Here is a 14,735-nt window from a genome sequence, read left to right on the forward strand (position 1 = left end):
CTTAACATATAGGAGGATATATCATGAAAAGTTTAATTTTATATTCAAGTTTAACTGGAAATACTAAAAAAATTGCTCAATCTATATATGATGCAATGCAAGGCGAAAAAGAAATTAAAAATATCAGTGAAGTAACTGATAATAATGTTGACTATGAAAAATATGATATAATATTCTTGGGATATTGGGTAGATAAGGGTATTTGTGATAAAAATTCAAAACTAGTCTTTGAAAATATTCACAACAAAAAGCTAGCTTTATTTGGAACAATGGGAGCAAGTACAAAGGGTAACTATGGAATTAACATTATGGACAAAGTGAAAGATGTCTTTTCGAAAGACAATGAAATAGTTGGGTCATTTATATGCCAAGGAAAGATTGCAGAAGGTTTAAAGGTAAAATATGAAGAAATGCTAAAACTTCATCCTGAAAATGAACATATTCGTGAGCAATTAAAAGGTCATGAAGAGTCTCAAAGTCATCCAGATGAGCAAGATGTATCTGAAGCTGTTAGATTTACAAAAGATATAATGGCTAAAGTTAGTGATATGTAATAGTTTAAATTAGATAGAAAGGGAGTTTGCAATATGAAAGAGAGTAACGATATTATAATTTCAGTTGGCTCTAAGCAAAGACTGCAAAATACAATTGCAATAAAACTTTGTTTAGAGCCTAATAGATAAAGATAATATTTAGGCTAAATTGTTTTTGTGCAGTCTTTGCTTTTATTTACAATTAAAAATGTAGATGGGAGCAGAGTATTATGAAGTATGAAAAAGCACAAAATATATTGCCAGAAGAGATACTTGAATTAATTCAAGAATATACAGATGGTAGTTATTTATATATACCACGAAAGTCTGAAAATAAAAAAGCTTGGGGCGAAAATAGTGGTTCAAGAAATATCTTGAAAGAAAGAAATAGGGAAATACTTGATAAGTACAATAAAGGTATTTCTGTTAAAGAACTTACAAAAGACTATTATTTAACGGAGCATAGTATAAGACGAATAATCAGAGAAGAAAAAAGTGATTGAAAATAGAATATTAATGTTCTAAAGATAGATTTATATAACAAAAAATTAAGAAGAGACTTTTTAACAAAGTCTCTTTTTTCGTACAAAATTAGTACAGATTTGTTTATGAACTTGAGGGATAATCTATTTAAATGATATGATTTTATTGAGGAATTTCTAAATTTTAAAAAGAGGAATAGAACAATGAGTATTTTAAATGTAAATAATATAAGTTATGGGTTTGGAGATAGAACATTATTTAAAGACATATCTTTTAGATTGTTAAGAGGAGAGCATGTAGGTCTTGTTGGAAAAAATGGCGAGGGAAAATCTACATTTATGAATATAATAACAGGTCAGCTAATTCCAGATAGTGGTGATATACAATGGAGTAGTAAAGTAAGAGTTGGATATATGGATCAACACACTAAACTAGAAAAAGGTAATACAATAAAAGATATTTTAAGAGAATCTTTTAAGGAACTTTTTTATATGGAAAGTGAAATGAATAGCATATACAGTAAAATGGGAGAAATGAATGAACATGAGATAAATAAGTCTCTTGAAAAAGTTGCAAATATACAAGAATTTTTAAATAACAATGAATTTTACAATATTGATTCAAAGATAGATTCAATTGCCCTAGGTCTTGGGTTTAGACATATTGGACTTGATAGAGATGTTTCAGAATTGAGTGGAGGTCAAAGAACAAAGGTATTATTAGGCAAATTATTATTAGATGAACCAGATATATTGCTTTTAGATGAACCTACAAACTATTTGGATGAAGAACATATAGAATGGTTAAGAAAATATCTTCAAAATTATGAAAATGAATTCATATTGATATCACATGATTTGGAGTTTTTAAATAGTGTTGTGAATGTGGTGTGTCATCTTGAAAATATGACATTGACAAGATATATTGGTAATTATGAAAATTTTCAAAAGATGTATAAAGAAAACAAGAGAAATTTAAGAATAGCTCAAGAAAAACAAATTAGAGAAATATCAAAGATAGAAGAATATATTGCAAAAAATAAAGTTAGAGCATCAACCAGTAAGATGGCAAAATCAAGACAGAAAAAATTAGATAAAATAGAAAGAATAAGTATATCAAAGGAAAAAGTAAGACCTCACTTTGACTTTAAAATATCCAAAAAATCTGGGAAAATGATATTTGAAGCTAAGAACTTAGTTATAGGATATGAAACAGCATTAAGTAAACCTATAAATTTAATTATGGAAAGAGGAGAAAAGATAGCTTTAATAGGTGCAAATGGTATAGGAAAATCAACCTTATTAAAAAGCTTGATTGGAATAAATAAACCAATAAGTGGAAGTATTGAAGTAGGAGAAGAACAAAATGTTGGATATTTTGAACAGGAAGTTAAAGAAACAAGTGATAAAAAACTTATTGATGAGGTGTGGTATGAATTTTCAACATACACAAGATATGAAATAAGAAAAATGCTATCAAGATGTGGTTTAACTAATCAACATATAGAAAGCAAGCTTTCTATATTAAGTGGTGGAGAACAAGCTAAAGTAAGGTTATGTAAACTTATAAATAATCCTAGTAATATATTAATACTAGATGAGCCAACAAACCACTTAGATTCTGAAGCAAAGGAAGAACTAAAAAAAGCTTTAATATCATATGAAGGCAGTATAATTTTAGTCTGCCATGAGCCAGAGTTTTATAATGATATAGTTAATAAAATTTGGGATTGTGAGAAGTGGGCAATTAATTATTTAATATGATAGAAAATCTTATACGACTTGTTATATCTTTTATCAATTTTAATATAAGACAGGCTAATTTGACTTTTGGACTGAGAAAGATATGAAAAGACTAAATTAATAGAAAGGCATGGCATTTATTTGCGATGCCTTTTTTAATAGAATCAAAAAAATGATAAAAATACTTGACTGTAAACCATGTTTATACTGTATCTTATATAATAATCAAGCAGTTTTAGATACACACAAGGAGGAGATTATTACAAAGTGTGGTATTATTGAGAATGGAATATTGGCGAATCAAATAATGAAATAAAACATTAAAGAAGACTTAGAGTAATAAAAAAGAAAGATATTAGGTAATTCAATAAATCGAAAGGTGGTGTTTAAAAATGACAATTAAAGAAGTTGAAGAAAAAACTGGACTAACACGTTCTAATATTCGATTTTATGAGAAAGAAATGCTAATTCAGCCCATTCGCAATGAGAGTAATGGTTATAGAGAGTATTCAGATGAAAATATAGAGGACATCAAAAAAATTGCATATTTACGTACATTAGGGATTTCTATTGATGATATTCGTAATATTATACTTCAGCAAATATCTTTATATGAGGTTGTTGAAAAACAAGAACAAGTTCTCAAAACTCAAATATCTGATTTGGAAAATGCAAAAACTATGTGTGAAGAAATGCTCAAATTTGATGAACTAAGTTATCTAAATTTAAAAGTAGAAGAATATATAACTGAGATACCAGAATATTGGAATGAAAATAAACATACTTTAAAACTGGACTCTGTAAGTTTCTTATATATGTGGGGAGGAAATATTACATGGGGAATTATAACCATTGCTTGTTTACTGATTGCAATCATAGCATTTCCAAAACTGCCAACTCAAATTCCTGTGCAATGGAATAATGGTGTAGCCAATAGTGTAGATAAAAAATTTATTTATGCTTATCCAATTATTTGTGTTGTATTCAGATTTATTTTACGTCCATTTACATGTAGATGGTTACAAATACGAGTTTTCTATAGTGATACTATTGCAGATTATTTGACGAACTTTTTATGTTTTGTAGCTTTATCCGTAGAAGTATTCTCAATATTTTTTGTCTACAATATTGTCAAGAACGTTACAGTTATTCTTTTTGTAGATACCTGTGTATTTATGATTTTATTACTAGTAGGATGGAATAAAATATACCAAAAAACAAGCAACTCTCAAAAAATGAGTAAGGAGTGAACTTACTTTCCATAAAGAATTTAGGGTACGTGCTAAGGTACATTTTCCATGTTGATGAAGTAAGATAAAAGCAAAAGCTTACTTTAGCATCATTTGTTTAAATTTTGATAGCGAAATAAAAAAGAATGCCAGAGTTGATAAAAATATAGTGTTTATGAGGATTCTGGCATTTTGTATATTCATATTTAAAAACTTTGCTTATTGAAAATCAGTGGAAAATTATTATTTTTATTGGAAAAGCTAATAATTCAGACTTCAATCTCTACATGTTATCTCTCTACATGTTATCTCTCTACATATTATCTAAAAAAGCTAAGAAATCAACTTTGTATATTTTTCGTGGTCTACCTCTTTGATTATCCAGTTTTGTGTTTACAATAGTTGCAATACCAGCCTTATATAAGATACTTAGGATTCTATTTGCACTTCTAAGAGTTATATTCATATAGTCTGATAATATTTCTGCTGATACATTATTTGAATTTCTATCATTAATCATACTCATAATTTTAGATACATTTACATTAGATAAAGGAATGAAAGAAGCAACTTTATTAGCTATTGAACTTTCTTCCAGGTCATTAGAATTTTTATTTGAATATAAAGGTCCTATTATATTATTAGTGTCATTTACTATAAACGTACAATTTCCACCTAGAGAAGCTGATTTACTATTTGCCTGACGAGCGTTCTGTTCTGCATGAATATTTGTGTTGCCAATTCCCCAACCAATATTTAAGCTATACTTGATTTCTTTTAAGTCTTCTGAAATAAAAAATTCTGTATAATCCTTAGTCATATTATTTAGCATTTCTTTAGTAGTATGTATTTCTATTTTCATGTCATTTTTTTTGACTTGAACTCCATAGAACCCATTTCTTGATAAAGAATTTAAGATAGTATTGTATATTTGATTTTGTATCTCATCATTTTTAAATATTAGGTCATCATTTATATACTCTGAGCTATTTATTGTGACTATACAAGTTGCAGATTTATTTTTATCTAAATTTTTTAATGTTATTTCGTTTATTACAGATTTAAATGTGTTTAAGATTGATTCAGTAGATGGCACCATATAAATACAATCATATCCAAGTCTATTTAATTCACAATTAATTATATAATTTCTAGTAATAGAAAGGTTAATCTTATTATTTTTTAATAAATCTAAGTGTATCTCCAATAATTTATCATTTAATTTTTTAAAGTCATATACAGGTTGAGGAATATTGAAATCTCTAATTGTATATGGACAGTTTTTAGAATCTATCAATGAATAGATGTCATAATAGTTATTATCTTCTCTTAAAAAATCAATAAATGATTTTGTAAAATCAATCTCTCTTTTACTATTTAATAGTTTAAATAAGTATTTATAAAAATCTCTTTCATCAAGCTTTAAGAAACTTAATGGGACCTTTATATCCTCTATATTTATTATAAGCTCACTATATGGAATTAGACCACTACAAACAAATCCATCAAAATTATCTACTTGTTCATTATATATATTTGGCAAATTACTAAAAGGATTTTCACCTTTTAGTTCAATGTATGTAATTTCGCAAATATCTTTTAATTCTTCGAGAGCTTGTTTAAAGTTATCTGCCATAAAATAAGATGTTGTTAAAAAGCCAATCTTATATTTCATAAAACCTCCTTTAAAATTTCGAAAGTATTGTAACTAATTATCAATTTATAACCTCATTTTATAATAGTAGATAAAAAGCGTCAATTTATTTTACAAAGTAAAAATTAAAAGAAAAATCAGAAAATAAAAAATATACTGAAAAAATGTTGACTGATGAAAATAATTGTGTTATTTTGTAATTAAGGACTAGTCTTTTAAAATTTCCTAAAGTATAAACTCAGCTTTTAGGAAAAAAATTTTATTCAAAAATAAAGGAGATTATTATGATTACATATTTAAAGGAGATTTCTAAATTTGTTGACGAGAATAGAGAAGAAATCATTTCACTGTGGAAAGAGATTGTTAATATTGAAAGCTATACAAACTGTAAAGAGAGTGTAAATAAATTGGCTGATAGATTAAAATGTGAGTTTGAAAAAGAAGGATTAGATTGTGATTTAATAGATGCTGGAAATAATGGCAGTACATTAATAGGTACACTTGGTTCTAACAGAAATAAGAAACCAATAATTTTTTCAGGGCATATGGATACTGTCTTTGAAATAGGTACATTTGGAGAAAATCCATTTAAAATAATGGAAGGAAAAGCATATGGGCCAGGTGTGTTAGATATGAAAGGTGGAATAGTAATTTCTTTATACGTTATCAAGGCTTTAAATAAGATAGGATACAAAGATAGACCAATAAAAATAGTCTTTTCAGGTGATGAAGAGATAGGACATAAGGATTCAAACGGAGGAGACATTATATTAAAAGAAGCAAAAGGTGGTCTATGTGCATTTAATATGGAAACTGGGTTGGTAGATAATAGCTTATGTGTAGGTAGAAAAGGAAGAATCGGGTGTAATATAAATGTAAAAGGTGTAGAAACACATGCAGGAAATGATTTTGAAGGTGGAAGAAATGCAATAGAAGAAATGGCTAATAAGATATTACAAATACAAAAATTGACTAATCTTGAAGTTGGGACTACAGCAAGTGTAAGTATAATTAAAGGAGGAAGAGTATCAAATTCTATTCCTGAAGATTGTAGTATAGAAGTAGACCTTAGATTTGAAAAAGTAGAAGAAATGGAGAATGTTAAAAAAAGAATTCAAGAAATATGTGAAGATACTTACATAGAAGGAACCTCTACACATGTTGATTTTGTAAGTGAAATGATGCCATTTGAAACTACAGAGGATGTTATGAAGTTTCACAAATTTGTAAATACAGTATCAAAAGAAAATGGGTTTGGTGAAATAAATTCTAAGAGACTTGGAGGAAGTTCAGATGCTAGCTATTTAACTATTGCAAACGTTCCTGCGATATGTTCTTTTGGAGTAAAAGGAGAATGGAATCATACCTCAAGAGAATATGCATTAGTAGATTCTATGTTTGAAAGGGTAAAATTGATTTCTACAATTGTTTTAAATTTAGATAAATTTGATATATAAAAGGGGGATTTTATATGGATACAACAGCTGGAGATAATAAGGTAACATGGAAAGGATATATGTCTTTATTTGTATTGATAATACTATTTTCTGGTATTTTTAAGGAGAGTCAAGGATTTCTAAAAGCTTTAGACTTTGCTAACTTAACTGGCTCATTTGGTACTATTTCAGATGGCGTAGACTTTATGGGAAAGGGTGGAACTGGTGCAAAGGATGGTTTTTTATTTGCACTTACTTTAATACCAACTGTGTGTTTTGCTGTAGGACTTATTGATGTAGTTGAATCTATGGGAGGGATGAAAGCTGCATCAAAAATATTTAATCCATTACTTAAACCTTTACTTGGGATACCTGGAATAGCGGGTATAGCATTTGTATCTTCATTTACTAGTTCAGATGTAGCCTCAATAATGACAAAAGAATTATGTGAAAGCGGAGAAATAACGGATGATGAAAGAACTATATTTGTAGCTTATCAGTATGCTGGTTCAGCAGTTATATTAAATACAATAAATACTCAAGCTCCACTTTTGCCAATAGCATTATTGGCATTAGGTCCAATAATACTTATAGAGATATTCTGTAAGATACTTGGTGCCAATCTAGTTAGACTAATTATAAATATAAAAAATAAAAAGAATAAAAATAAGGAGGCTGCGTAATATGAGTCAACAAAATACTGGAAGTACAATTGTAAATAGTAAACCAAAAAAAACTGTTGTTGAAACATTTATGGGAGGCGCAAAAAAAGGTTTTTACATAGGTGTTGAACAAATATTGCCAGCCATGATAATGGGGTATGTAATAGTACAATTTCTACAATTGACTGGTCTAGTTGATATTTTAGGAAATGTTTTTGGTCCAGTAATGGGGATTTTTGGACTACCTGGAGAATCAGTCGTAGTTTTGATAGCGGCTTTCTTTGCTAAGGCAGCAGGAGCAGCTACAGCCGCAAATTTATTTGCACAAGGTATAATTACAGCATCACAAGCAACTATTTTGATTATGCCATGTATGTTAATGGGTACTCTAGTTGGTCATTACGCTAGAATAGTTCTTGTAGCTAATACTAGCACTAAGTATAGAATGTTACTATTAGCAGTTCCTATATTTGATGCAGTGGTAGGTATGTTGATAGTTAGAGTTTTACTTACTTTTATGGGATTAATGTAAAAATTAAATAAAACTAACATAATAATGTCATGATGATGTACTAATTAAAAAATGATATGTTAGTTAAAAAAGAAGTTTACTAGTATAGCAGTAAACTTCTTTTAGATTTTCTATGTTTTTTAGAGTTTTTTCTTTTTAAACTTTCTATGTTTTGTTTTAATATCTTTAAATCAACAATAAATTAAATTCATTTTTAGTTAATATCAATATAAATTTATTATGATTTTATTTTTAAAGTACAATATGTTTTGAATTTTCTCGTATATCTACTTCAATGACTTTTTCTATTGTATCTCCTCTAAAGCCTAGTAAATTACTTGTTAAGTTTGCAGTAGAACAAGAGTGGTTAGGTATGATTCTTATCCTATCACCTATTTTTATATTAGTTTTTCCATTTACTTTAATTTTACCAACTTCTTCTGAAAGTGAATCAATAATAAGTTCTGGATGTCCACAAACTATACCATAGCCAACAATACTACTATTTCCATGAGCACCCTTATCTAGTCCAAGGCATTTACTTCCACAATCAACTAAATAATATCCATCACTATTTTTTGATATTACAGTACATACGACAGTAAGAGCACACATCTTTTCAGTAGCACATCCTAAAGCTATTTGTATAGCATCATAATATACATAGTTTCCAGGTCTTACAGCAGTGATAGTTTTAGAAGTGGCTTCAGTTTCAACTGTTGGAGTGCTTCCAGAAGCTACAATATCTATATTAAATCCATTATCAGTTAATAATTTAGATGCCTTTTCCATAGCAGAATTTTCTTGAACACAAACATCTGGTACACCTTCTGGAGAACTGCAACCGTATACTTGACCTGGATGTGAGCTCATTCCAACAATCTTTATACTTTCTAGTTTTGAAATTTCAATAGCAAGTTCTACTACTTTTTCTGGTTTAACACCAAAACGGTGTAATCCGCAATCTACAATAAGAAGTAGTTTACATTCAATTTTAGCTAGAGAAAAAGCCTTGCTGTAAGCTCTTGCACATTCTATATTATCTGTAGCACATATTAAATTTATTTTTGAAGCCATGGTTACTACCCTATTTATATTTGCATCTCCCATGTAAGGGTAAGCCAACATAATATCTTTAAAGCCAGCATTTATCAAAGCTTCAGCTTCATCAAGAGTTCCAACAAGAAATCCAGTAGCACCTGTATCTTTTTGAAGTTTTGCAATATATGTACTTTTATGAGTTTTAAGCATAGGCCAAAGCTGTTTGTTATTCTTTGTACAAATTTCTTGTATTGTATTTATATTTTCTTCTAACTGGTCTAAATCTAGTAAAAAGCTTGGTGTAGCAATTTCTGAAATTTTCATATTGTTTACCACCTTTCAATAAAAATAAAATCAATCACAGGTCTTAATTTTACGATATTAATAAATATTATGATAAGATTAATTTTATAATATAAATATCTTCTAATTATATTATAGAACCAGTATGAGGTTAGAGCAATATTTATTTAGATTAATTAGAATTTTCAATATATTTATTGGTTATCAAATTATGTAACTATTAAACTGTATATATAATAATGTTTTATTTTTGTGGTTTTACTTAAAACTGTTTGAGTTTTATTTAATAGGGTATTTTAAATAAGTAAAAATTTTATTTTAGCATAAAAAACTTATATTATAAATTTTGGAGGTAGCAAATATGAGAAAAGTGGTACTTTATATTGCAATGAGTTTAGATGGTTATATAGCAGAAGAAGATGGTAGTGTAGTTTTTTTAGATGAAGTAGCTTCAGATTCTCAACAAGAAGACTATAATACTTTTTATGATACAATTGATACAGTTATTATGGGAAATTCAACATATACACAAATAATAAATGAACTAAGCCCAAATGAATGGTTTTATAAAGGGAAAGAATGTTATGTGTATTCAAAGACTACTAGTGGAGTTAATGAAAATGTAAAGTATACCAATTTGGAACCTAAAAAACTAATTGAGCAAATTAGAGCAGAGAAAAATGGGAAAGATATCTGGATAATTGGAGGAAGTGAAATAGTAGAATTATTTACAAAAGATAATCTAATTGATGATTATTTTGTATATGTATTGCCAATAATATTAGGTAGAGGAATTCCATTATTTAAAGCTGGAATACAGAGAACAAACTTAAATCTTAAAAAGGTTAGTAATATAGAACAACTTGTAAAATTAGAATATAGTAAAAAACAAGTATAAAGTATGTGCTGGCTTGTTATCATTTTATAAAATAAAGTATTTAAAAACTTAAATTATATATGGATTGACATTACTTGTCAAATATGGTAACATATAAGCGACTTATCGGAGGGTGTATTAAAAAGAATATGCTGGAGAAGAGAGTGCACTAACTCTTTTCTCCTTTTTTTATAAAAGCAAGTATTCATAAGCTTGGCATTACTACATAATAATTACACTGTCTCAAAAATTAAGAAAGGAGTAGAATATGAAATTAATTTTAAATTATTTAAAAAATTATAAGTTATTAATAGCATTAAATATACTGGCTATATTTAGTTTTGCATTAGTTGAATTAGGTATACCAACAATAATAGCTAAAATAATTGATAATGGTATTGCAAATCAAAACACAACTTACATAAAACAAATGGGAATAGTAATAGTTGTTATTTCTATTATAGGAGTTGTAGGTAGTGTATTATTGGGTTATTGTTCTGCAAAAATATCAACAGGAGTAACTAGAGATATAAGAAATGATATATTTAAAAAATCTCAAGAATTTTCACACACTGAATACAATAAATTTGGGATTTCTTCAATGATTACAAGAACTACAAATGATGCATTTCAAATTCAACAATTTGTAAATATACTTCTTAGAACAGCTTTATTAACTCCAGTCATGTTTATTATAAGTATAATCATGACAATTAGAACAAGTGTAGAGCTTTCTTTGGTATTAGCTATATCAGTTCCTTTTATAATTATTGGAGTAGCAGTAATAGCAAAAATTTCTCAATCAATATCGTCTAAACAACAAAAAGGACTGGATAAACTAAACCTTATATCAAGAGAAAATTTAACGGGAATAAGAGTAATCAGAGCATTTGGGAATGATGACTATGAGACAAAAAGATTTGAAGAAACAAATACATATTATGCTAATGTTTCTAAAAAATTGTTTAAGCTTATGTCAATTACTCAACCCGCATTCTTTTTATTATTAAATATAGCTGTTTTGGCTGTGTTTTGGATTTCAAGTGAAAAAATAAATATTGGAGAAATTCAAGTTGGACAATTGGTTGCGTTTTTGGAATATCTTTTCCATGCTATGTTTTCAATTATGCTTTTTTCAATGGTATTTATCATGTATCCAAGAGCAGAAGTTTCAGCAAATAGAATAAAAGAAATTTTAGAAGAAGAACCACTTATAAAAAATCCTAAAAATGGAGTAAAAGATACTGAAAATAAAGGACTTATAGAATTTGACAATGTAACATTTACGTATCCAGATGGAGAAGCTTCTGTGCTTAAAGATATTTCGTTTACTGCAAAGACTGGTGAAACAGTTGCCTTTATAGGTAGTACTGGTAGTGGAAAAAGTACCTTAATTAACTTGATACCTAGATTTTATGATGTAACAGAAGGTAGTATTAAGATAAATGGAGTAGATATAAGGGAATATGACTTAAAGGCTTTAAGAAAAAAGATAGGGTTTATACCTCAGAAGGCATTGCTTTTTACTGGTAGTATAGCAAATAATATTAGATTTGGTAAAAATAAAGCAGGAACATCAGAATTAGAACATTCAGCCAAAGTTGCACAGGCATATGAGTTTATATCAAAAAAACCTAGAAAATTTGATGAATTAATTAGTGAAGGTGGAGCTAATGTATCTGGAGGTCAAAAGCAAAGACTTTCTATTGCCAGAGCTATTATAAGAAAACCTGAAATATATATATTTGATGATAGCTTCTCTGCATTAGATTTTAAGACTGATGCAATACTTCGTTCTAAGCTAAAAAAAGAAACAAAAGATGCAATTGTATTGATTGTTGCACAGAGAATCAGCTCAATTATTGATGCTGATAAAATTGTAGTACTAAATGAAGGACAAGTTGTTGGAATGGGAACTCATAAGGAATTATTGAAAAATTGTGAAATATACTATGAAATTGCAACATCTCAGTTGAAAAAGGAGGAATTGGAATAATGAAAAAGTCTAAAGGTTTTAAAAAAACAATTGGTAGACTTCTTCCATTTGTAAAGCAATATAAATTTTCATTTATTATAGCTATTATATGTATAATTTTAGCAGCTACTATGAATGCAATTGCTCCTAAAACAGAGGGATTAATAATAACACAATTAACTAAAGATGTAATTCGTATAGCAAAAGGAATACCAGGAGCATCTGTGAATTTTAACTATGTAGTAAAAATTTTGGCACTCTTAGCATGTATATATGTTGCTAATGCAATTTTTACGTATGCTTCAAGTTTTTTACTTACAAATGCTATTCAAAATACGATGAGAGACTTAAGAAATGAAGTAGAAAATAAGATAAGAAAACTGCCTATTAGTTACTTTGACAGCAATAGTTTTGGAGATGTACTAAGCCGTATATCAAATGATGTAGATACAATATCAAATGCCTTACAACAGAGTTTTATGCAAATTATTAACTCAATTTTAGTAATAATTTTGGCAATTTCTATGATGTTTACAATTAATGTATATATGGCATTTATAGCTCTTTTTATAATTCCAATTAGTTATTTTGTATCTAAGTTTATAGTAAAAAAATCACAAAAGCGATTTTCATTACAACAAAATGCTCTTGGAAAATTAAATGGAAAAGTACAAGAGATGTATACTGGATTTAATGAAATAAAATTATATGGTAAAGAAGAAGACTCTATAGAAGAATTTAAAAAAGTAAATCAAGAACTTTGTGAAAATGGATTTAAGGCACAATTTATATCAAGTATGATGAATCCAATGGTTTCATTAGTAACTTATTTTGGAATTGTAGCAGTAGCAGTAGTTGGTTCTATATATGCAGTGAGTGGAGGGATAACAGTTGGAAATTTACAAGCATTTGTACGTTACATATGGCAAATAAATCAGCCTCTTTCACAGATGACACAATTATCAACTGTAATACAATCTTCTTTTGCAGCAATAGAGCGTGTATTTGAAATTTTGGATGAAGAAGAGGAAACTCCTGATGTTGAAAATCCAGTTAAGATAGAAAATGTACAAGGAAATGTTACATTTGAACATGTGAATTTTGGATATGGAGAAAGTGAGACTTTAATAGAAGATTTAAATGTAGAAATAAAAAGTGGTCAAATGGTAGCTATTGTTGGTCCTACTGGAGCAGGTAAAACAACATTAATAAACTTATTGATGAGGTTTTATGATGTAAAGGGAGGAGCTATTAAAGTAGATGGAGTAGATATCAGAAATATGAGACGTGAAGATTTACGTTCAATGTTTGGAATGGTACTTCAAGATACATGGCTATTTAATGGTACTATTTTTGAAAATATAGAATATGGTAGATTTGGAGCTACTAAGGAAGAAATTATACAAGCAGCGAAAGTAGCAAATGTACATCACTTTATAACTACACTTCCAGATGGCTACAATATGTTTTTAAATGAAGAAGCATCTAATATATCGTTGGGAGAAAAACAACTTTTAACTATAGCTAGAGCTTTTATATCAGACCCTTCAATATTGATATTAGATGAGGCTACTAGCTCTGTTGATACTAGATTAGAATTGATGCTTCAAAAGGCAATGAGAAATCTTATGAATGGTAGAACTAGTTTTGTTATAGCACATAGACTTTCTACAATTCGTAATGCTGATTTGATTTTGGTTATGAATAATGGAAGTATTATAGAGCAAGGTAATCATGATGAACTAATGGAAAAAGGCGGATTTTATGAGAAGCTTTATAATAGCCAATTTGCAGATACAGAATCTGAATAGTAAAATATCTGCATGAATAATAGCTAAAATTTAAATTGATAATGTTAGAATTGAAAAGAGTATCAGCAAAGTTATTTTTTAATAAACTTACTGATACTCTTTATATTTAAGCTTAAAAATATTTATATTTGACAATTAATCTTGTTATATCTGATAGCTAGAATTGCAGTATTTTTCTTTTTTACCTTTTTGTTCTCTGACATATAATAACTCACTTAACTTATCAATGTAATAACAATCATCACTTATGCGAATTAAACTAGTTAGATAATATCCGTCTTTACTTCGAGGAATTTTTTTGTTTATAGCTAAGTCAATAGCTGTCTTTGCTGCTTCAAAATGTTTTAAGTGTGTATGACCTTCTTCAAAATTCTTTCTAGTATTATAAACTACATAACCTTTTTTAACTTGAAAAACTATAAATTCTTTTTTTTCATATATTTTATTAAACATTTAATCAGCCTTTCTCAAGATAGTT

The 14,735-nt window shown here is 28.0% G+C and carries 13 protein-coding genes; 10 read left to right on the top strand and 3 right to left on the bottom strand.

All coding sequences use genetic code 11. The features are described 5' to 3' along the window. Positions 1-23: 23 nt before the first annotated feature. The 4 genes from bilS (at position 24) to IC219_RS10410 (ending at position 4,008) form a co-directional block, all read left to right on the top strand. Positions 24-554 (top strand): flavodoxin family protein BilS, encoded by a 531-nt coding sequence (gene bilS / locus IC219_RS10395; RefSeq protein ID WP_227482087.1) that lies wholly within the window; start codon positions 24-26, stop codon positions 552-554. A 209-nt stretch (positions 555-763) separates the two neighbouring features. Further along, entirely contained in the window at positions 764-1,036 is a 273-nt protein-coding gene (locus IC219_RS10400; protein WP_227434406.1) for a CD3324 family protein, read from the top strand. A 183-nt stretch (positions 1,037-1,219) separates the two neighbouring features. Further along, positions 1,220-2,779: an ABC-F family ATP-binding cassette domain-containing protein gene (locus IC219_RS10405; RefSeq protein WP_227830855.1), complete on the top strand. Its 1,560-nt coding sequence runs from the start codon at positions 1,220-1,222 to the stop codon at positions 2,777-2,779. 371 nt (positions 2,780-3,150) lie between these two features. Beyond that, positions 3,151-4,008 (top strand): MerR family transcriptional regulator, encoded by an 858-nt coding sequence (locus IC219_RS10410; protein WP_227830854.1) that lies wholly within the window; start codon positions 3,151-3,153, stop codon positions 4,006-4,008. A gap of 292 nt (positions 4,009-4,300) precedes the next feature. Here the strand turns inward: IC219_RS10410 and IC219_RS10415 are convergent, their stop codons facing one another. Continuing rightward, positions 4,301-5,662: a hypothetical protein gene (locus tag IC219_RS10415; RefSeq protein ID WP_227434409.1), complete on the bottom strand. Its 1,362-nt coding sequence runs from the start codon at positions 5,660-5,662 to the stop codon at positions 4,301-4,303. Positions 5,663-5,925: 263 nt separating this feature from the next. On the opposite strand from IC219_RS10415, the gene IC219_RS10420 reads away from it, so the two are divergent. The 3 genes from IC219_RS10420 to IC219_RS10430 are packed head-to-tail and all read left to right on the top strand — an operon-like array spanning position 5,926 to position 8,271. After that, positions 5,926-7,098, top strand: coding sequence for a M20 family metallopeptidase (locus IC219_RS10420; RefSeq protein ID WP_227824315.1), 1,173 nt, complete (start codon positions 5,926-5,928; stop codon positions 7,096-7,098). Positions 7,099-7,112: 14 nt separating this feature from the next. Continuing rightward, positions 7,113-7,760, top strand: a complete 648-nt coding sequence (locus tag IC219_RS10425) for a nucleoside recognition domain-containing protein (RefSeq protein ID WP_227434411.1) — start codon at positions 7,113-7,115, stop codon at positions 7,758-7,760. Between the two features lies 1 nt (position 7,761). Continuing rightward, positions 7,762-8,271, top strand: coding sequence for a YjiG family protein (locus IC219_RS10430; protein ID WP_227482092.1), 510 nt, complete (start codon positions 7,762-7,764; stop codon positions 8,269-8,271). Between the two features lie 231 nt (positions 8,272-8,502). On the opposite strand, the gene IC219_RS10435 is transcribed toward IC219_RS10430, so the two are convergent. Then, entirely contained in the window at positions 8,503-9,615 is a 1,113-nt protein-coding gene (locus tag IC219_RS10435; RefSeq protein ID WP_227830853.1) for an alanine racemase, read from the bottom strand. A gap of 340 nt (positions 9,616-9,955) precedes the next feature. Between IC219_RS10435 and IC219_RS10440 the strand changes: the two genes are divergently transcribed. The 3 genes from IC219_RS10440 to IC219_RS10450 all read left to right on the top strand — a co-directional run bounded on the left by IC219_RS10440 (position 9,956) and on the right by IC219_RS10450 (position 14,257). Then, a complete protein-coding gene (locus IC219_RS10440) occupies positions 9,956-10,492 on the top strand; it encodes a dihydrofolate reductase family protein (RefSeq protein WP_227830852.1) in 537 nt (178 codons plus the stop codon). 247 nt (positions 10,493-10,739) lie between these two features. After that, positions 10,740-12,467: an ABC transporter ATP-binding protein gene (locus IC219_RS10445; RefSeq protein WP_227434415.1), complete on the top strand. Its 1,728-nt coding sequence runs from the start codon at positions 10,740-10,742 to the stop codon at positions 12,465-12,467. Continuing rightward, positions 12,467-14,257 (top strand): ABC transporter ATP-binding protein, encoded by a 1,791-nt coding sequence (locus IC219_RS10450; RefSeq protein WP_227853323.1) that lies wholly within the window; start codon positions 12,467-12,469, stop codon positions 14,255-14,257. The genes IC219_RS10445 and IC219_RS10450 overlap by 1 nt, the downstream gene beginning before the upstream one ends. Positions 14,258-14,401: 144 nt before the next feature. Here IC219_RS10450 and IC219_RS10455 read toward each other — a convergent pair whose 3' ends face one another. Beyond that, positions 14,402-14,710: a hypothetical protein gene (locus tag IC219_RS10455; RefSeq protein ID WP_227434417.1), complete on the bottom strand. Its 309-nt coding sequence runs from the start codon at positions 14,708-14,710 to the stop codon at positions 14,402-14,404. Positions 14,711-14,735 lie beyond the last annotated feature (25 nt).

It is taken from the genome of Clostridioides sp. ES-W-0018-02, assembly GCF_020658175.1.
GTDB lineage: Bacteria > Bacillota > Clostridia > Peptostreptococcales > Peptostreptococcaceae > Clostridioides.